Origin of the sequence: Clostridium sp. (genome assembly GCF_050717515.1) — a bacterium.
Classification (GTDB): Bacteria; Bacillota; Clostridia; order Clostridiales; family Clostridiaceae; genus Clostridium_AD.
In genome coordinates, this window is sequence record NZ_JBOITL010000039.1 from 108,531 (window position 1) to 127,904 (window position 19,374).

The following is a 19,374-nucleotide window of genomic DNA, read 5'->3' on the forward strand; positions in this document are numbered from 1 at the left end:
ATTCACCCCATCCCTAAATTAGAACTAAATTTTTTGGGCCACTCTTAGTTTTGCACTTCTACTTCTCTTGTTAATTTCCAATTCTTCTTCTGTTGCCACTATAGGTTTTCTACTTATAAGCTTCACAATTGGCATTTTACCACACACACACATAGGTAACTCTTTTGGACATTTACAAGGATCATGTAATTCTTTAAATTCATTTTTAACAATTCTGTCTTCAAGTGATTGGAAGGTAATAACTGCCATTCTTCCGCCAGGGTGTAGTCTATTTACTCCATCTTGTATTGCCTTACTTAATATTTTCAGTTCTCCATTAACTTCAATTCTTATACCCTGAAATGTTCTTTTAGCAGGATGTCCGCCTTCTCTTTTATACTTAGCTGGAATAGCTGCATCTATAACATTCACTAGTTGTAGCGTAGTATCAATGGATTTTAAAGCTCTTCTATCAACTATAAAATTAGCTATCCTTTTAGAAAATTTTTCTTCTCCATAATTTCTTAAAACATCCCCTATTTCCTGCTCACTGTAATTATTCACCACATCATATGCTGACAAATCTTGACTTCTATCCATTCTCATATCAAGCCTTGCATCTTTCATATAACTAAATCCACGCTCCGCACTATCTAATTGAAAAGAAGACACCCCTAAATCCATAAGAATACCATCTACTTTTTCTATTCCCAATTTTTGAAGTATAGCTTCGATATTGTAAAAATTATCATGAACATATGTAACATTATTATATTCTTTAAGGTTTTCCGCGGCTGCTTTTAATGCATCCACATCTTGATCAATTCCAATTAACTGACCCTTGGGCGATAATCTTTTTAAAATCTCTAATGAATGCCCTGCGCCACCTAATGTACAATCAACATAAATTCCATCTTCTTTAATATCTAGTGCATCCAGACACTCATTTAATAAAACTGGTAAATGCTTAAATTCCATAATTTATCTCCTTTTATATACCTATTTCAATCTATATGCCGAGTTCCATCATTTTTTCTGCTATTTCATCAAAATTCATATCCGAATCATTATATTCATCCCATTTATTTTTAGCCCATATTTCTATCCTAGTTGATACTCCTATACTTACTATTTCCTTTTCTATTGAAGCATATTCACATAAATTTTGTGGTATTAAAGCTCTTCCTTGCTTATCTATTGTTATTTCATTAGCACCTGAGAAGAAAAATCTTACAAAGGCTCTTGCATCTTTACTGGTTAATGGAAGTTTTTTTAGCTTGTCCTCCATTATTGTCCATTCTGATAATGTGTATATATATAAACAACCATCTAAACCCTTGGTCAATATAAAGTCGCTCCCGAGTCCCTCTCGAAATTTGGTGGGAATGATTATTCTGTTTTTGCTATCAATGGCATGTTGATATTCACCAATAAACATTTTATTCCCCACCTTATAAATATTTACTCCACTTTAATCCACTTTAATCCATTCTAAACCACTTTTTAATATTATTCTATAGAAAAACGAAAATTCCTTCTTATTTTAAGGAGTTATTATCAATTTTTAATAATAATTAAAATTATTTGTTCTTTTGGTGGAATGTATTTACTTAAAATACATCTTTATCCTCACTCCATCTTTAATAAAAATTCATTACTATAATTTACTTTCTTGATATGCATTAGAATCTAGAGTATAATTCATAAGGTGTTAATAATTTAAGAGTAAGAAAGGAATGTACATATATATGAAGCTAGGAATTGTAGGTTTACCAAATGTAGGGAAGAGCACATTATTTAATGCAATAACAAAAGCAGGGGCAGAATCTGCTAATTACCCATTTTGTACTATAGAACCAAATGTAGGAGTTGTTAGTGTTCGTGACAAAAGATTAGATGTGCTAAAAGCTCTTTATAATAGTAAGAAGGTAATTCATACCGCAATTGAATTTTACGATATAGCAGGTCTTGTAAAAGGAGCCAGCAAAGGAGAAGGCCTAGGTAATAAGTTTTTATCTCACATCAGAGAAGTAGAATCTATAGTTCATGTAGTAAGATGCTTTAAAGATGACAATATCATTCACGTAGATGGAAGCGTTGATCCACTGCGAGATATAGATACTATTAATTTAGAACTTATTTTTTCTGATCTTGACGTTTTGGAGCGAAGAATGGAAAAGTCAGTAAAACTAGTTCGTTCTGGTGACAAAACAGCAAAAACAGAATATGAACTTATGGAAAGAGTAAAAAACCACCTTGAAGCAAACCTTCCAGTAAGAACACTTACATTTACTGAGGAAGAATTTATTTTTGTAAATAGCCTTTTCCTAATTACTTCAAAACCAGTATTATATGCTGCAAACATTAGTGAGGATGATTTAGTGTCCGGTAATCTAGATAATGATATGGTCAAAAAAGTTAAAGAATTTGCTGCAAATGAGAATTCAGAAGTAATTATAGTTTGCGCAAGACTGGAAGAAGAACTTTCCACTCTTGAGGATGACGAAAAAATGGAACTTCTAAGTGAATATGGCCTTGATGAATCAGGCCTAGATAAACTTATCCACGCAAGTTATAAGCTACTAGGTTTAATGAGCTATCTAACTGCAGGCCCTCAAGAAATTAGAGCATGGACTATAAACAATGGAACTAAAGCTCCCGCTGCGGCCGGAAAAATTCATTCTGATATTGAAAGAGGCTTTATAAGAGCAGAAATAGTTTCCTATGACAAATTAGTTGAATGTGGCTCGGAAGCCGCTGCTAAGGAAAAAGGACTATTTAGACTTGAAGGAAAAGAGTATATTATGCAAGATGGCGATGTAGTTAACTTCAGATTTAACGTTTAAAATATGAAAAAACAGGACTGATATTTAAAATATATCAGTCCTGTTTTTTTAATAGCGTTCAATCATCTCCTGGGTCGTTAAATCATTTTTTGCTACTATATTTTTTTAATTCCTTGGTAATAGCCGTCATCACTGCTTGAAAGTCCGTATCAGAATCTCCCATTAATACCTCCATAGCATCTTCTATAGATGTCATCGTATATATATGAAAGTTTCCATTTTTAATCTCTTTCTCGACTTCTGCACTTAAAACCAAGTCATCTGCATTAGACAGTGGTATCACAACGCCTTTGCCCACTATTGTATCTATTTCCTTGCAAACTCCAAAAAAACCCTCTATTTTATCATTTACTCCACCTATAGGTTGAACATCCCCAAATTGATTTACAGAACCTGTGACGGCGATATTTTGTTTTATAGGTATCTTGCTTAAGGCAGAAAGCATACATATTATTTCTGCCACTGAGGCACTATCCCCCTCTATTTTGCCGTAAATTTGTTCAAAGCTCAAATGAAAATCCACTGGTAGCTTATTGAAGCCCCCATTAATAGCACTTATATATCCCTTTAAAATATTAATAGATTTACTATGGATATTTCCACTTAGATTACTCTCCTTTTGAACATCGACAATATTTCCTTCTCCCTTATAGCAACAGCAAGTAATCTTTATTGGCTTACCAAAACATAAATATCCCGTATCAATTACTGATAATCCATTCACTTGTCCGATTTTACTATTTTTAACGTCAATAAGCATTTTCTTTTCAGTATAGTTATTTAAAATCTCCTTTTCCATAATGTCTTGCCTATAAGCTATGTGAATTATATCTTCTGCACTAATCTCTTGCTTATTTTCTTCGCACACCTTATTGTTTGATAGTGTTAATAACCTATTTATTTCATATTTATCATAGTATATTTTTTTCCTACTCTGAGCCTTTCGTGATAGGACCTTTGCAACTTCGCGTACAGCCCCTTTTGTAAGGACTTTAAAATTATTTTCACTACAAATATTATTTATCTCAAATATTAAAGAGCTCTTTAAATCATTGTTTATATTCTGCATAGGACTACACTCTGCTTTTATGGTAAAAATTTTTTTAAAGTCTTCATCGTAATTATAAAGCAAGTCATAAGTTTGATAATCCCCGATAAGAATCACCTTTTCTTTAATGGCTATAGGTTCAGGTTTTATGGTGCTTAATGAGACCAGGTCATAATAGCTTCTGTTACAACTCACATCCACTTTCTCTGTTTGCAATGATTTTTTCAAATAATAGTAAGCTGAAGGATTACTTAGCAGCGTGTTTGTTCTAATAAGCAAACATCCCTCATTTGCTTTTAACATACTACCACTTTTTATAAGTTCTATATTAGTAGAATAAGCCCCATTGTGATTTTCATATTCTATATTTCCAAGTAAGTTTGTTAAACTAGGATCTTGTTCAAATATTACTGGTGGACCGGCCTTCTTACTATTATCTACCATTACGTTTACAGCATATTTAAATATGATTTCATTTATTTTTTCCTCATCCTCATCAAAGCTTAGGGAATAATTATCTATAAGTTTTTTCTCAATATCACTTTCTACCATATGAAAATATTTTTGAACAACTTCATCTTCATTAAATCTAATTTTATATTCTTCTTTTAAATCATTCATTTCATTTTTGTAGTATTCTTCCATTATTTGTTTTAGTTTGTCTATATCCCTTTCTTCAATATCTTTTAATTCATCTAATATTTCCTTAGCCTTATCTTTTAAAATACGCACTGTATCCAAAATTTCTTCTCTTTTTTCACTATCTAGTATATCATATTCATTTTCAGTCATTTCTTTGCCGCTACTTAAAGGAATGAATGTAAATCCATTATTAGCAGATTTTATATCGAAGCCTTTGTCTTTAGCTGTTTCTATTAGTTTTGTAATTAGTTCATTTCTTTTCTTTTGAATATTTTCCTGAATTTCTTCCTTTTCTTTATTTGTAGAATTGTTATAAAACTGGAATGTGCACTCTAAATATTCATTCTGCATATTTTCCAGTGTTTCTTTTAGCTTATTACCCCCACCATTACTTACAAAAATTGGTTTAGGTGATTTCTCATCTTCATAGGATACATAACAAATATCTTTTGGTTTTGACCTGTTTTCGAAAATTTTATTTACATATTTCATAATATCTTTAAGAGCCTCTTTAGAAAAATCGTCTATTAAATAAATATTAAATCCCTCTTTATCTATACTAAGGGCAGTTTTAATATTTTCTATTACATCTAAATACTGTGGCAATGAATCTAATGGTTCTCGTGCACTCATATCTTCAATATCAAATTCGTATATAATGTCCTTTGGAGTTAATTCCCTATTCATATTCCGCCTCCTTTCAATCCTTTATTATATTAATATTCTTAAATTACGAATTTAGGAACAAATATTATCATTGTGAAATAATAATATTTTTCACAACTATGCATATATATTTTTTTATTAATGAAATGTCGTTAAAATTTAAAATAGACTTTTTTTAATACTTGAGTTAAATTACAACATAAGATATAATAAGTTATTGACTTTTTATATTTTTTATAATTTTCATTGTAAAGGAGTAATACTGATGGGGTTTAAAGACAAATTAACTAATAGCTATACACAGGCTTATTTAAAAAGATATGGTGATAGACTTACTCAAGCACAAGGTAGAGTTCTATCTGTCAAAGTAGAGGAAAAAAGTTACTTTAAAATATTTTACAAATTACTTGTAACCATCTTAGTTAAGGCAGATGGAAGTAAATCTATTGCTAAGTGCGTATTTAAAAAGAAGCGTTGGTTCAAAAAAATCAACTTTATTTCTGTGCTTCAAGGGCATTCTGTTATAATACAAGGAATGAAGGGTAAAAAAGGAAAAGAACACAGAGAGCAGATTCAAATTGTGAATATTAGGAATTTAACTACAAAGAAAGATCTGGTTCCCACAAAAGGGAATGCTCCTACTCCAAAAGTTCAAAGAGTAAGAGCTGATAAACGTTTTAAATAAATAAAAGCTATATGACTTTGTCATATAGCTTTTATTTATTTAATGGTTGTGAATTAAATATAAATACAAGCTATTTATAAAAGAAATAATCCCAGAGAAAAATACAATAATTGCCCATTGACCAAGATGGAGTGGTATCGTATGAAATACTGTTTGAAGCATTGGAATGTAAACTATGCTAAGTAGCATAAGTACGGATATTCCTGTAGCACCTATTAGGTACAAATTTGTAAAGGGATTAATTTCAAATAGTGATAGCTTTTCTGATCTACATTCAAATACATGTAGGAGTTGTGATAAAACTAGAGTTCCAAGGGCCAAAGTTCTACATGCCTCAATACTCATACCATAATATTTACCACCAATAAAAGACAATATTGTGCATACACCAATTAGACATCCGCGAATGACAATCTTTTCTGTAAGCCCTCTTGAAAATACACTTTCATTCTTTTCTCTTGGCTTTTCAAACATAATATCACCATCAGCAGGATCAACTCCAAGAGCAATAGCAGGAAGTCCATCTGTAACTAGATTTACAAATAAAATTTGTATTGGAAGCAGCGGATTTTCTAAATAGAACAAGGAGGCCAGAAACATGGTAAGTACTTCTCCTAAATTGCAGGATAATAAATACCTGATAAATTTTCTTATATTGTTATATATTACGCGCCCCTCTTCCACTGCTGCAACAATGGTTGCAAAATTATCATCTAAAAGAATCATTGAGGCTGCCTCTTTAGTTACATCTGTTCCGGAGATTCCCATGGCTATACCAATATCTGCTTCTTTTATAGCTGGGGCATCATTTACACCATCTCCAGTCATGGCAACAATTCCGTTACTCTGTTTAAAGGCTTTTACAATTCTTAGTTTATGTTTTGGGCTTACTCTTGCAAATATCTTGTACTTATTGATATTTTTTTCTAATTGCTTGTCATTTAATAGATCAAGTTCATCTCCAGTTATAACTTCACAAGGATCACTGCAAATATCTAACTCTTTCCCAATAGCATAAGCTGTATTTTTGTGGTCTCCTGTTATCATTACAGGTTTTATCCCCGCCACCTTGCATTTTATAACTGCCTCTTTTACTTCAGGCCTAGGAGGATCAATTATACCTGCAACACCTATGAAAATTAAATTAGACTCTAAATTTTCATTTTTCATAATACCTGACACTTTATAAGCCGCGGCGATACATCTTAAAGCCTTATAAGACATGGAATCTACAGCCCTAAGTAGAGCATTTTTATAACTCGGAAGCATGGGCTGCACGTTTCCATCTACCAATATATAATTACATTTTTCTATAACTCTTTCTGGAGCACCTTTAACATAGCAAACTTCTCTATCACCTTGGCGAACAATAACAGACATAATTTTTCTTGTTGAGTTAAAAGGTATTTCATATACACGTCTAGATTTGCTCAAAAATTCTTGTAACTCCTTAGAGCTTCCAAAAAATCCTTTAATCAATGCAGTTTCTGTAGGATCTCCAAAAAGGCATTTTCCTAGGTTTTTTCCATTGAAATCGTAATTACAATCATTACAGTATGTATATGCACTTTTCATAACTAGATTTAATGGAATTTTATCTGTGTCAACATGGTAAATCTGCCCATCAAAATACAATGCTTTTACTGTCATATTGTTTTCAGTTAGAGTTCCTGTTTTATCTGTGCATATTACAGAAGTACAACCTAGTGTTTCAACTGCTGGCAATTTTCTAACTAGCGCCTTCCTTTTAAGCATTCTAGATACCCCAAGAGCCAACGCAACCGTAACAATGGCGGTTAACCCCTCTGGTATAGCAGCTACTGCTAGACTTACCCCAAGTAAAAACATTGCGTACTTATCTTGTCCACGCCAAATACCCATAAGTGTCACAAGGGCGCAAATTATTATACAAAGTGCAACTAATATTTTTCCAAGATGATCCAGTCTTTCTTTCAATGGAGATTTTTCATTTTCAATGTTATGAAGCATATTTGCTATTTTACCCATTTCTGTGTTCATGCCCGTGGCAACAACCTTTGCTCTAGCTTTTCCTGTAAGCAGTATTGTTCCCATATAAATGTTACTATCACTAGAACCTGCACTTTTGTGTACTCCAGCCGACTCTCCAGTAAGCAGTGATTCATCTAGCATTGCGTTATTATCCTCAGTCAAAATACAATCTGCTGGAATTCTATCTCCACTTTCTAAAATCACTAAATCACCCTTTACTAGATACATGGCATCTATTACCAGTATCCCTCCACTTCTAATTACTTTAGCAGTTGGTGCTGAAAGCTTACTTAAAGCCTCCAGAGACCGCTCAGTTTTATACTCTTGAATAAAACCTAATATTCCATTCATTATAACTATAATAAATATAGTTATTGCATCCGCTTTTTCACCCATGACTCCTGAAATCAATGTTGCAGCAATTAATATCCAAGTAATAAAATCATTAAATTGAGAAAAAAATATTGAAACTGGAGATATCTTTTTTTTATTTTCTAATTTGTTATATCCAAATCTCTTTAGTCTAGTCTCAGCCTCTTCTGTGGTAAGCCCCTTTGATATGCTTATACTATCAAAAGCAGATCCTCCTTTCTTGTTTTTATCCTTTGACAATTGTTCGTTAATCACGTGCATGCCCCCTTATACTTCTCCCGCCTATATACCACTTACTAATTTTGTGATCTTACTATATTTTTTATTCTTTAATAATATATGTGTTTATTTGCTTACATATGAAAAGAATATAGTGTATTATTTTATTTAAAATACATAAGGAGTCAACTCAAATTAGTAATATGTAGAGCCTTAAAATCAAGCTTCTTTAGTTGAGAATCGAGAGTTAAGGTTGATTTTCCCTTTACAATATGGCAATTTCAATATAAACTAGTAGTAACAATGATTGTTAATAAAAATGACAAAAGAAAAACTAGGAGGCCATACGTGAAAAACATTATTTATGTTACTGGACATAAAAATCCAGATACTGACTCTATTTGCTCTGCTATTGCATATGCAGAGTTTAAAAATAAAACAGGAAAAATTCCTGCAGTTGCTATAAGACTAGGTGCAACAAATCTGGAAACACAATTTATTCTTAATTACTTTAAAGTAGCAGAACCTGAGCTTATAACTACGGTTAAAACACAGATTTCTGATTTAGATATAGATATTGTAGCTCCTATATCACCTGATATTTCTCTAAAAATGGCCTGGTCCATTATGAAGAAAAATAATATTAATACTCTACCTGTTATAGACGAAAATGAACGGCTCGCTGGTGTAGCTTCAATTTCAAATCTTGCCGCAAGCTATTTAGACATTTGGGATAATTCTATTCTTGCCAAAAGTAATACTACCCTTGAGAATATTTTAGATACTCTAGCAGCTAAATGCTTGTTTAAACCAGACGATACTTTTAAAATAACTGGAAAAATTATTGTAGCTGCTATGAATCCCGAAAGCACGAAAACTGTAATAGAGGCTGGTGACATTGCCATATGTGGCGATAGAGAAGATTCTCAGTCTTTAATAATTAATTCTAAAGCTTGCCTTTTAATTATTACAGGAAATCACCCTCCAAAGGATCAAGTTGTAAAACTTGCAAAAGCGAATGGTTGTACAATTATATTAACCCCTTATGATACTTTTACAGCTTCTAGATTAATAACTCAAAGTATTCCTATAGATTATGTTATGACCAAAAAAAATGTTTTAAGCTTTAATACAGAGGATTTTATTGAAGATATAAAGTATATTATGCTTGAAACTAGATACAGGAGTTATCCAGTAATTGATGAAAATAATAAAGTTATTGGAAGTGTATCCAGATTCCATCTAATATCCCAAAACAGAAAAAAAGTAATACTTATGGATCATAATGAAAGAAGTCAATCTGTGTCTGGCCTTGAAGATGCTGAAGTATTAGAAATAATAGACCATCATAGAATTGCAGATGTTCAAACTGGTTTCCCTATATATTTTAGAAATGAGCCTGTAGGTAGCACTTCAACCATCGTAGCCTCCATATTCTTTGAAAATGGAATTAGGCCTTCAAAAAGTGCTGCTGGTCTTCTATGTGCAGCTATAATTTCTGATACACTGCTGCTTAAATCTCCTACATCTACTATAGTAGATGAGCTTGTATTAAAAAGATTGGCTCAAATTGCCAATTTAAATGTAGAAGAGTTTGCTAAAGAAATGTTTAAAGCTGGTACATCTCTTGAGGGTAAAACTGCTCAAGAAATTTTCTACCAAGATTTTAAGACCTTTTCTCTTAATAATTATAAAGTAGGAGTATCACAAGTTGGTACCATGTATATTGATGGCTTTGACCCATTAAAAGAAGACATAATAAAGCTTATGAATAAAAAAGCCAAAGAAAGCAGCTACGACATTATTTTACTAATGTTAACTGACATATTAAATGGCGGTTCTGTATTAATAGCTGCAGGGCAACATAAAGATATTGTTTCAAAAGCCTTTAATGTTACTCTTAATGATAATGGTGTATATATACCTGGTATAGTGTCAAGAAAAAAACAAGTTATACCACCTATTGCCGCTGCCATAAATCAAATAAAGTAAATTATATAATACGAAATAAAAAGCAAAGCATTTGTTTTCATATGCTTTGCTTTTTTATTTAAATTTATTATACCCATAAATATTGTTATAGAACTATACTAATTTCAAAAGCAGAATAGCAATAAAGAGTACAAAACATATAGAATAGCTTATACTTAAATAATCCTTAATGCATGCGTCATCAATCTTGTTATTGTATTCTCCATAACTTTTTAGATAATGCATATTATTACCATTATAATGAAAATAAAAATTAACAGATTCTATATAAGCCGCTAGTATATCCACATTAAGAAGAGGTGTTTTCCAAAGATTATTAATATAATCCCCTTTAAACTTTATCTTTAAGTTTTTGTTTTTAAAAACATAAATTGAATATAAAAAAATTTCACCTATTAATGCTGGAATTATACAAGCTATAGATAGAATCCTACCTATTATATTCAAATTCTCATCAAAACTCAAATTGTAAACTAAAGTGAATATTACAGCAGCTCCGTTTCCAAACATTATAATATAAAATAAAGGCGCAATAAATCCACATATAAGCGATCTAGATATAGTGGACATTGTGTCATAAAAGTGTTTTCTTTCAGTGTGATGTAAATTCTTTCTTTCTGTATTACTTATATCTATTACTATAAAAGCTGTCAATGCATTGTATACCTCACCGTTTTTTATAAGAGAACTATTCTCCATAAAAGTAAGCCCAATATATATAGCAATTACAGCAGAAAAGTATATAAATTGCAACACATATATATTTTTTATTTTTTTCCTTAATTCTATATTAACGAAATTAAATAGCCCTTGCCTATCTAGTCTCCATAGCAATATACTAAGCAAACACCCAAATACATATCCTATTCCCATTTCCATCCCCCCCAAATCATTTTATTACGCGCTTTATTATTAATATATGAAGGGGACTCTTTAATTAAAACTATTTTTATATTATTTTTAAATCAACTAAAAATAGACATGCTTATATAAGCATGTCTATTTTAATAATAAATTTATTTACGCATGTTATTGACCATTTGCCACATTTCATCAGCAGTTTTTAAAGTAGAAGAAGTAAGCTGAAAGGCTCTTTGAGTTACAAGCATATCCGTCATTTCTTCTCCCATATCAACGTTGGATAGTTCTAAAAATCCCTGCATTATAGAATAATCAGTACTTTGCACAACCTGTGCACCAGGTTTCGGCATATACATACTATCTCCTATGGAAATCATTGAATCATCGCCAATAATATTTGAAATTTTTACTTTTCCCACAGGTAAACCGCCCTTGTTATCTTTTATAGTTACAAGACCTTTTTCATCTACCGTAAAATTATTTCCACTAAATTTATAAGGTCCATTTGCCTTATTAATATTATTACCCTGATTATCAATTATACTTAATCTATTCCCACCCTCGTCAACTATAGTCCCACTTGCATCTGTTTTAAAATTACCAGCTCTTGTATAAGCCATGCTACCATTCGGCTGAAGTACCTCAAAATAGCCTGTACCATCTATAGCTAAATTCGTCGGAAGCTCTGTAGCTGTGAGATTACCTTGTTTACTATCTCTTGTCCATTCGGAAGTCCTAACACCAGTACCATTTTGCAGTATTGCTTTACCGTTTTTATCAGTAGATACTGGATATCCTTTTCTATCAAGTGACTCGTATAGAAGGTCTTTGAAATTTGTACTAAGTTTTTTATAACCATCAGTATTTACATTTGCAATATTATTTGATATACAATCTAATTTTTCCTGTTGAGCCATCATAGAACTTTTGCTATTCCACATAAGTCTTAACATCTACTACATCCCCCCTCTTTTGCATGTTTTATCTTACTGTACCTACTTCATTAACAGCTTTTCCCAGTGTTTCATCCATGGCTTGTAAAACCTTTTGATTACTTTCAAAATTTCTCATAATTGTCATCATATTCACCATTTCATTTGCAACATTAACATTAGATTTTTCTAATGCACTTTGCCTAACTGTAACCGTTCCATTATCAATTGGATTTGCGGCCTCATACAAATTATCTCCAATTTTTTTAAGAGTTTTATAATCTGCAAAATCCACCGTGTTTAATTTATATAAGTTTTGACCATTAACTGAAATATTTCCACTTTTATCAACTTGAAGTTTACCATCGGAAACATTTAGAGGTTCTACTGCATTTGTTGCTTTATTTTTACATAGTACCTTGTCCCCACTATTGGTTACTAAATACCCCTGTCTATCAACATGAAAATCACCACTTCTGGTATAATAATTTTTAGATGTAATACCATCATTTCTTTGCACTGTAAAAAATCCCTTTCCTTCAATTGCAAAATCCGTGGATTTATCCGTTGTTTGAATAACACCTTGAGCGAAATATGTATTTAAATCATCGATTTTACTTCCCATGCTAAGGGAACCAATGACATTCCTAGTATTTACACCATTTGACATTTTGTCATAGTTTTGTATTAATACATCATCGAATTTTTTAATAGAAAGATTATCACCTTTAAAACCAATTGTACTAGCATTTGCTAAATTATTAGATACTACGCTTTGTTTAGCCTCTCCAGTTATGAGACCTGTCACTGCTGTATAAAGACCTCTAATCATTTTCCCACTCCCTTTTCCTTGTTAATAATTGGCATTTCATCAGGGTAACGCATTCCATAACCTCTAGCCTTTATTTCAACCTTACCTTTACTCATCTCATAATTTATCTTTGCACCACTTAATAAAATCGCTGAAATAATCAGACCTATCCCTATTCCTATTAGAAGTTTTCTATCACTTAGAAAGTCTATTAAATTTTTTATCTTATATATAAATCCTTTATTAATAGTACTTCCCCCTTACCTAAATGCATTATTTCTGATATTTCTTCCACAGATAGTCCTTCACTAAATAATTTTTTTATTTCCTTAACCTTTTCACTACTTTTGTTAAGCTCTTCATCTATAGTAATTTCATTTTTGTTTTCATCATAAATTTTTTCGCTATTTTCTATATGGTGAGTTTCTTCTAAATATGAAGTATTCAAGCTTTTTTTTGTGATCTCATTTTTTTTCATAGTTTCTTTCATATACATTATTTCACTTTGAAGTTCCAAAATACTTTCAGAAAATTCTCGTCTAAGTTCTCCTATTCTAATGTCGTAATCATGAGTATTTTCTATAGCATTTCCCAGTACTCCATCAAATGACTTATTCTGCTTTTTTATAGATAAGACATTTAAAATTACAAGAATCAATCCAATAAAAATTAATAACCCTGGCATATAATTCACTCCAAATTCTATACTATTTCATATTTCAGTTTTACAAAAGCTTTTCTTAGATTTACAAGTGCTCTGCTGTGAAGTTGACAGACTCTTGATTCAGATACATTCAAAATATTTCCTATTTCTTTTAGTGTAAGTCCTTCGTAATAATATAGTGTTAAAACCATTTTATCTTTCTCTTTTAGGATATCTAGGCCTAAAGATAAATATTCAATTTTTTCTTTTTCTTCTAATGCATTTTCGGGGCTTGGACTCCTATCGTCTTTAATTGTACCACTAAGGGGCATTTCATCCTCATCAGAAAATATTAAATCCTCCAGAGAAACTACAGATATATAATTTATATTGTTCTCAATGTCAGCCACCTCATCAATTGTAATTCCCAGTTCCTTCGCAATTTCATGATTTGAAGGCTCTCTATAAAGAAGTTTCTGTAGCTTCTCTATAGCTTCATTATACCTATTAAGTTTATCCATAGCGCCCTTAGAGATGGGACTATTCTTGCGAAGCTCATCAATCATAGCACCTTTTATTCTTATTGATGCATAACTTGAAAACTTCATGCCCTTAGTTGCATCGAATTTCCCTAATGCATCCATGAGTCCGAGCATTCCATAACTAATTAAATCTTCATATTGGACATATTTAGTTTTTCCAATTATTACTCTAGATGCGATATATTTAACTAAGGGTATATTGTTTTTAACAATTTGCTCACGCACATCAACTATACTCGCTATGGACATATAAACGCCTCCTAAATTTTTTTCATCTGTTCTCTCATAAGCTGAAATATATATTTAATAATTCTTTCTCTCGTTAAATTATCTAAGAATTCAAAACTGAGTCCGCAAACAAATCTACCTTCATCATCTTTTTGGATCCTCTTTGCTTGTCCCACTATATGTATATCTTCATTATTAACCCTTAAATTTAGCAAAATAAAGTCATTCATCATAATTTCTTCTGCTACTCTGACCTTCATACCACCACCACTTAAATCAACTATTACAATCTTCAAATATTCGCTCTCATTTATGGTCCTTGGATTTATTTTAGGCTCATTCTTAAGGTTTTTATATTTAGCGGTTTTTATCAATGGTACCCTAACATATTTTCTTCTTTGAATCTTTTCTATTTCCACAGGTTTTGATATGATTAAAATGGGTATATTTTCAAATTTACGCCCTATAACTGAAGACTTAAATTTATAAAGATTCTCTTCTTCATAATAAATTACATCTATAATAGCTCCTTTTGGCAATGGAACATATTGACCTGCGCTCATAGGAATACTAATTTCTATATAATCCTCTGTTAAATCTTGTATGTTGGTATTGTAATATTTTTCATCAACGAATATTTCTAATTTCTTGTTTATTACAAAATCCACCTTAATCATTATCCCAGCCCCTTACGAAAAAATGCTAAAAATTTTTTTAAATAACCCTTCAATACCTATACCACTTTTCTTATCATTCATACCTTCAATTTTACTTGCGATATTATTTATATCCCTAGCGGCCTCTGAACTGGGATAACTTACGATTACAGGTTGTTGAGCTCTTACTGCATAAGCTATTTTCTTATCTTCACCTATTTTGCCTAAATAGTCTAATTTCATATCAAGGAATTTAATAACAGCATTATTAAATTTATTAAAAGTTATATTAGCTTCATTATTATCTAATGATCTATTCACAATAACTTTCGCAGAATTTTTAATATTAAAATGTTTAACAGCTTTAAGCAGACTATACGCATCCGTTAGTGAAGTAGGCTCTGGTGTTGTTACAATTACTAAATCATCACAACAAGCAATAAAACCCAAGACACTTTTATTTACACCCGCACCCGTATCCATTATTATATAATCTAGTCCCGTTAAAGCAGTAAGTTTACTTAAAAATTCATTTCTTTGGGTTTCTGTCAAATCTTCCACTTTCATAAGAGCGGAACCTCCGGGAAGAAGTTTCACCCCAAATGGTCCATTTACTACAACCTCCTCAATTTCTTTGCCATTACTTATAACGTCAAATACGTTATACCGGCAAGAGCATCCCATTATAATATCATCATTTCCCATGCCTATATCTGCATCAAAAATCATAACTTTCCTACCCATCTTTTGAAGTGCAATGGATAAATTAACTACTATATTACTTTTACCCACTCCACCTTTACCAGAGGTAACTGTTATAATTCGAGGCTTACTATCCACACTATCAAGATTTTTCAATGCCATTTGTCTTAGCCTTTGTGCTTGGTCTAGCATATAGTATCCTCTCCTAATATGAGGCTAACAATTTTATCCTGGGATAACTCTTTAATATCATCAGGTACATTTTGACCAGTTGTCACAAAACTTAAGGGTGATTGTGCAGTTTCTAATATATTAAGTATGGAACCATAGGTGGAAGTTTCGTCTAATTTAGTTACTATTATACTATTATAATTCAAAATTTGATATCCTTCAATAATATATTTAATATCTTTGTTCTTTGTTGTAGAACTTAGCACTAATTGGATGTTTTTTGTATCTGCCTTTTCCACAAAAGTTCGAAGTTCGGATATTTGCATTTTATTTTTACTACTTCTTCCAGTAGTATCAATTAACACTACCTCGCATTCACTCATAGCTTCTATAGCATCTTCCATATCCTTCATATTGTATACCACTTTAAAGGGTATACTCATAATATCGGCATAGGTTTTAAGCTGTTCAACTGCCCCAATCCTGTAAGTATCTACGGTAATTAACCCTACTTTTTTCTTCTCAACTAGTGCAAGCCTTCCTGCAAGTTTTGCGATGGTGGTTGTTTTTCCTACGCCTGTTGGTCCTACAAGCACTATTCTGCCCTCTAATTTTGGCTTTGTAATATAAATCATTTCTTTTAAAACTAGTTTCAATTTTTCATAATCACTAGTTTGGAGTTTATTATCTTCCATTCCATAATCTTTGGTTTTAAAATTTTGAATTTTTATCATTATATTTACTATAGTTTCGCTATCTACATCATTGTCTTCTAATAATTTTTCTATATCACTTTTATTATTATTTCCTGGGCTATTATCGCTGGTAAGTTTACTAGAACTAGCCAGCTCACTAATAAGTGAGAGTTCACTCACACGTGAGAGTTCACTCACACGTGAGAGCTCACTTATCATAGTTTTCATTTGTTTCATTTCGCTCATTAGGTCAATTGTGGAATCAATACTGTTAACCTTTGCGTTAACAGTATTGTTCTCCTGTGCGTACCCCGAATTTCTGTGTACTACACTATTTTGTTTTTCAATCTCCTTAGGATACGGTTTAATTTCATTTTGCTTTTGCACAACTTTTTTAATTGCTTCTATACTTTCTTTCACATTTTGATCTTGCTCATTTATTTCATTTTCAATAGCAGCAGTAACTTCAATAATCTTTGCTGAGAATAATCCTTTTATTCCTGGTTTTCGGATTTTTCTTTGACTTATAATTACAGCTTCCGAGCCTAATTCATATCTTATTCTTGTCATGGCTTCGTTCATGCTACTCACTACATATCGTTTTATAATCATTCTAGAGTCACAACTCCTTCAGTTTTAATCTCAACTTCATTTGGTATCTCATTGAGAGAAAGCACACAAATGGTAGGAAACACCATCTCAATCAACCTTCTAAAGGCTGGTCTTATCTTTGGAGACACTAGTATTACTGGTTGATTATTATGAAAATAAATTGTGCTAATATTATTTTTGATAGAATTCAATATCCTACCTGTGGTATCTGGATCTACTGCTGGAAAAGATCCCTGTATGGACTTTTGAATATTACTAGAAACAACATTCTCAACTTCCGGTGAAAGCGTTATAATTGTTATACTTCCATTGTCATCAACTAGTCCATTACAGATACTTCTTCCCAGTGAAAAACGAACATATTCTGTTAACACTTCTATATCCTTAGTTATTCTAGAATTATCTGCTAGAGACTCGAGTATTGTAACCATATCCTTTATAGCTACTCTTTCTTTAAGTAAGCTTTGAAGGACCTTTTGTACTTCACCAATAGTCATAAGATCTGGTATTAATTCTTCCACTACAGTATTATATTTTTCTTTTACAGAATCAATTAGTAACTTAGTTTCCTGTCTACCTAGAAGTTCATAGGCATGATTTTTTATAGTTTCTGTTAAATGAGTAACCATTACTGTAGTTGGATCTACCACTGTGAGTCCTTTTATTTCAGCATCTTCTCTTTGATCATTATTTATCCATACTGCTGGCAGTCCAAAAGTCGGTTCAATAGTATTAATACCTTGTATATTAACATCTTCAGAACTAGGGTCAATACAAAGTAGCATGCTTGGCATTAAACTACCTTTAATTATTACAGTACCGCGGATCTTAACTACGTATTCATTTGTTTTAAGTTGCAAATTATCCTTAATTCTAATGGGCTGAACAACAATTCCCATTTCTAATGCACACTGCCTTCTTACTGAAGCAATTCTTTGCAGTAAATCTCCCCCTGTAGCTTCGTCTGCTAGTGGAATTAGTCCATATCCTATTTCTATTTCCATAGGCTCCACAGAAATCAGACTCATTACATTTTCTGGTTCTCTGTTTTCAGTTTCAATATTTTCTTGTTCATCAATTTCTATTTTCATAATCTTTTGATCTTTTTCGTCTTTATGTAAGAAATATGCACTAATTGCCGTAGCAATGGATAGCATAATGAAAACAAGACTAGGCATACCTGGAATTGCAGCCAATACTAATAATACCACTGATGCTATGGCAATAACCTTTGGAAATGCTGTAAGTTGCGATGTTACTTGAGTTCCTAAATTTGTAGTGCTACCAGATCTAGTAACCAAAATACCAGAAGCAACTGATATTAAAAGCGCAGGAATCTGGCCTACAAGACCATCCCCTACTGTTAGCCTAACATAAGTGGTTGCAGCTGTTCCAATTGGCATTTTAAGCATTACTACGCCTATAATTATCCCACCAAAAATATTAATGATGGTAATAATTATACCTGCTATTGCATCTCCCTTTACAAATTTTGAAGCTCCATCCATTGCTCCATAAAAACTAGCTTCATCTTGCAATTTTATTCTTCTCTCTCTTGCCTGTTCTTCAGTTATAACCCCTGCATTCAAATCAGCATCAATACTCATTTGTTTACCTGGCATAGCGTCCAGTGTAAATCTGGCAGAAACTTCAGAAACTCTACCAGCACCGGCTGTAATAACTATAAATTGTATAACTATTATTATTAAGAAAATAATTATACCAACTACATAATTACCTCCAACAACAAATTCACCAAAGGCCTCAATTATATCCCCTGCATAAGCTTCTGTTAGTATAAGCCTAGTAGATGAAATATTTAGCCCTAATCTTAAAAGTGTTGTGATAAGCAATAATGTTGGGAAAACTGAAAATTGCAAAACTTCTGTTGTAAACATTGTTAATAGTAAAATTACAACTGCTAGTGTAATATTAAGTGCAATTATTACATCAAGGAGCTTTGGTGGTAATGGAATAATTATCATTAAAATTATCCCCATTACGCCAAAGGCTACTAAAACATCCATATTATTTTTTATGTTGAATCTCGCTTTTTCAGCCA

At 31.8% G+C, this 19,374-nt stretch carries 16 protein-coding genes; 3 read left to right on the forward strand and 13 right to left on the reverse strand.

Translation table 11 applies throughout. From position 1 onward, the window contains the following. Positions 1–24: 24 nt before the first annotated feature. Positions 25–957, reverse strand: coding sequence for a 16S rRNA (cytosine(1402)-N(4))-methyltransferase RsmH (gene rsmH / locus ACREV6_RS22615; protein WP_431580307.1), 933 nt, complete (start codon positions 955–957; stop codon positions 25–27). 31 nt (positions 958–988) lie between these two features. Beyond that, positions 989–1,417, reverse strand: a complete 429-nt coding sequence (gene mraZ / locus ACREV6_RS22620; protein WP_431580308.1) for a division/cell wall cluster transcriptional repressor MraZ — start codon at positions 1,415–1,417, stop codon at positions 989–991. 310 nt (positions 1,418–1,727) lie between these two features. On the opposite strand from mraZ, the gene ychF reads away from it, so the two are divergent. Continuing rightward, positions 1,728–2,825: a redox-regulated ATPase YchF gene (ychF, locus tag ACREV6_RS22625; protein ID WP_431580504.1), complete on the forward strand. Its 1,098-nt coding sequence runs from the start codon at positions 1,728–1,730 to the stop codon at positions 2,823–2,825. Between the two features lie 82 nt (positions 2,826–2,907). Here ychF and ACREV6_RS22630 read toward each other — a convergent pair whose 3' ends face one another. Then, on the reverse strand, positions 2,908–5,202 hold the full coding sequence (locus tag ACREV6_RS22630) for an AAA family ATPase (RefSeq protein WP_431580309.1): 2,295 nt from the start codon (positions 5,200–5,202) through the stop codon (positions 2,908–2,910). A 244-nt stretch (positions 5,203–5,446) separates the two neighbouring features. Between ACREV6_RS22630 and ACREV6_RS22635 the strand changes: the two genes are divergently transcribed. Further along, positions 5,447–5,866 (forward strand): hypothetical protein, encoded by a 420-nt coding sequence (locus ACREV6_RS22635; RefSeq protein ID WP_431580310.1) that lies wholly within the window; start codon positions 5,447–5,449, stop codon positions 5,864–5,866. A gap of 39 nt (positions 5,867–5,905) precedes the next feature. Here the strand turns inward: ACREV6_RS22635 and ACREV6_RS22640 are convergent, their stop codons facing one another. After that, positions 5,906–8,443, reverse strand: a complete 2,538-nt coding sequence (locus ACREV6_RS22640) for a cation-translocating P-type ATPase (protein ID WP_431580505.1) — start codon at positions 8,441–8,443, stop codon at positions 5,906–5,908. Between the two features lie 372 nt (positions 8,444–8,815). On the opposite strand from ACREV6_RS22640, the gene ACREV6_RS22645 reads away from it, so the two are divergent. Continuing rightward, positions 8,816–10,459 carry a putative manganese-dependent inorganic diphosphatase gene (locus ACREV6_RS22645; RefSeq protein WP_431580311.1) on the forward strand — a complete coding sequence of 548 codons (1,644 nt, stop codon included), beginning with the start codon at positions 8,816–8,818 and terminating at the stop codon, positions 10,457–10,459. A gap of 93 nt (positions 10,460–10,552) precedes the next feature. Here the strand turns inward: ACREV6_RS22645 and ACREV6_RS22650 are convergent, their stop codons facing one another. The 9 genes from ACREV6_RS22650 to flhA form a co-directional block, all read right to left on the reverse strand. Then, the gene (locus tag ACREV6_RS22650) at positions 10,553–11,332 is read right to left on the reverse strand and encodes a hypothetical protein (protein WP_431580312.1); all 780 of its coding nucleotides are present in this window, start codon (positions 11,330–11,332) and stop codon (positions 10,553–10,555) included. A gap of 143 nt (positions 11,333–11,475) precedes the next feature. Then, entirely contained in the window at positions 11,476–12,273 is a 798-nt protein-coding gene (locus ACREV6_RS22655; protein ID WP_431580313.1) for a flagellar hook-basal body complex protein, read from the reverse strand. 28 nt (positions 12,274–12,301) lie between these two features. Next, the gene (locus ACREV6_RS22660; RefSeq protein ID WP_431580314.1) at positions 12,302–13,084 is read right to left on the reverse strand and encodes a flagellar hook-basal body complex protein; all 783 of its coding nucleotides are present in this window, start codon (positions 13,082–13,084) and stop codon (positions 12,302–12,304) included. 199 nt (positions 13,085–13,283) lie between these two features. Beyond that, the gene (locus ACREV6_RS22665; protein ID WP_431580315.1) at positions 13,284–13,748 is read right to left on the reverse strand and encodes a DUF6115 domain-containing protein; all 465 of its coding nucleotides are present in this window, start codon (positions 13,746–13,748) and stop codon (positions 13,284–13,286) included. A 17-nt stretch (positions 13,749–13,765) separates the two neighbouring features. Beyond that, positions 13,766–14,497, reverse strand: coding sequence for a FliA/WhiG family RNA polymerase sigma factor (locus ACREV6_RS22670; RefSeq protein WP_431580316.1), 732 nt, complete (start codon positions 14,495–14,497; stop codon positions 13,766–13,768). 11 nt (positions 14,498–14,508) lie between these two features. Beyond that, positions 14,509–15,153: a flagellar brake protein gene (locus ACREV6_RS22675; protein ID WP_431580317.1), complete on the reverse strand. Its 645-nt coding sequence runs from the start codon at positions 15,151–15,153 to the stop codon at positions 14,509–14,511. Positions 15,154–15,165: 12 nt separating this feature from the next. Beyond that, complete coding sequence (locus tag ACREV6_RS22680; protein WP_431580318.1) at positions 15,166–16,026, reverse strand: MinD/ParA family protein; 861 nt, start codon at positions 16,024–16,026, stop codon at positions 15,166–15,168. Beyond that, positions 16,020–17,312: a flagellar biosynthesis GTPase FlhF gene (gene flhF, locus ACREV6_RS22685; protein ID WP_431580319.1), complete on the reverse strand. Its 1,293-nt coding sequence runs from the start codon at positions 17,310–17,312 to the stop codon at positions 16,020–16,022. Before flhF ends, ACREV6_RS22680 begins: the two co-directional genes overlap by 7 nt. Continuing rightward, positions 17,309–19,339 (reverse strand): flagellar biosynthesis protein FlhA, encoded by a 2,031-nt coding sequence (gene flhA, locus ACREV6_RS22690; protein ID WP_431580506.1) that lies wholly within the window; start codon positions 19,337–19,339, stop codon positions 17,309–17,311. Before flhA ends, flhF begins: the two co-directional genes overlap by 4 nt. Positions 19,340–19,374: the final 35 nt, after the last annotated feature.

Excerpts from the sequence above, each read along its gene's own strand:
- ACREV6_RS22670 (WP_431580316.1), bottom strand. The coding sequence starts at position 14,497 with ATGTCCATAGCGAGTATAGTTGATGTGCGTGAGCAAATTGTTAAAAAC.
- ACREV6_RS22665 (WP_431580315.1), bottom strand. The coding sequence starts at position 13,748 with ATGCCAGGGTTATTAATTTTTATTGGATTGATTCTTGTAATTTTAAAT.
- ACREV6_RS22650 (WP_431580312.1), bottom strand. The coding sequence starts at position 11,332 with ATGGGAATAGGATATGTATTTGGGTGTTTGCTTAGTATATTGCTATGG.
- ACREV6_RS22680 (WP_431580318.1), bottom strand. The coding sequence starts at position 16,026 with ATGCTAGACCAAGCACAAAGGCTAAGACAAATGGCATTGAAAAATCTT.
- mraZ (WP_431580308.1), bottom strand. The coding sequence starts at position 1,417 with ATGTTTATTGGTGAATATCAACATGCCATTGATAGCAAAAACAGAATA.
- ACREV6_RS22675 (WP_431580317.1), bottom strand. The coding sequence starts at position 15,153 with ATGATTAAGGTGGATTTTGTAATAAACAAGAAATTAGAAATATTCGTT.
- flhF (WP_431580319.1), bottom strand. The coding sequence starts at position 17,312 with ATGATTATAAAACGATATGTAGTGAGTAGCATGAACGAAGCCATGACA.
- ACREV6_RS22660 (WP_431580314.1), bottom strand. The coding sequence starts at position 13,084 with ATGATTAGAGGTCTTTATACAGCAGTGACAGGTCTCATAACTGGAGAG.
- ACREV6_RS22655 (WP_431580313.1), bottom strand. The coding sequence starts at position 12,273 with ATGTTAAGACTTATGTGGAATAGCAAAAGTTCTATGATGGCTCAACAG.
- ACREV6_RS22630 (WP_431580309.1), bottom strand. The coding sequence starts at position 5,202 with ATGAATAGGGAATTAACTCCAAAGGACATTATATACGAATTTGATATT.
- rsmH (WP_431580307.1), bottom strand. The coding sequence starts at position 957 with ATGGAATTTAAGCATTTACCAGTTTTATTAAATGAGTGTCTGGATGCA.
- flhA (WP_431580506.1), bottom strand. The coding sequence starts at position 19,339 with ATGGATGTTTTAGTAGCCTTTGGCGTAATGGGGATAATTTTAATGATA.
- ychF (WP_431580504.1), top strand. The coding sequence starts at position 1,728 with ATGAAGCTAGGAATTGTAGGTTTACCAAATGTAGGGAAGAGCACATTA.
- ACREV6_RS22635 (WP_431580310.1), top strand. The coding sequence starts at position 5,447 with ATGGGGTTTAAAGACAAATTAACTAATAGCTATACACAGGCTTATTTA.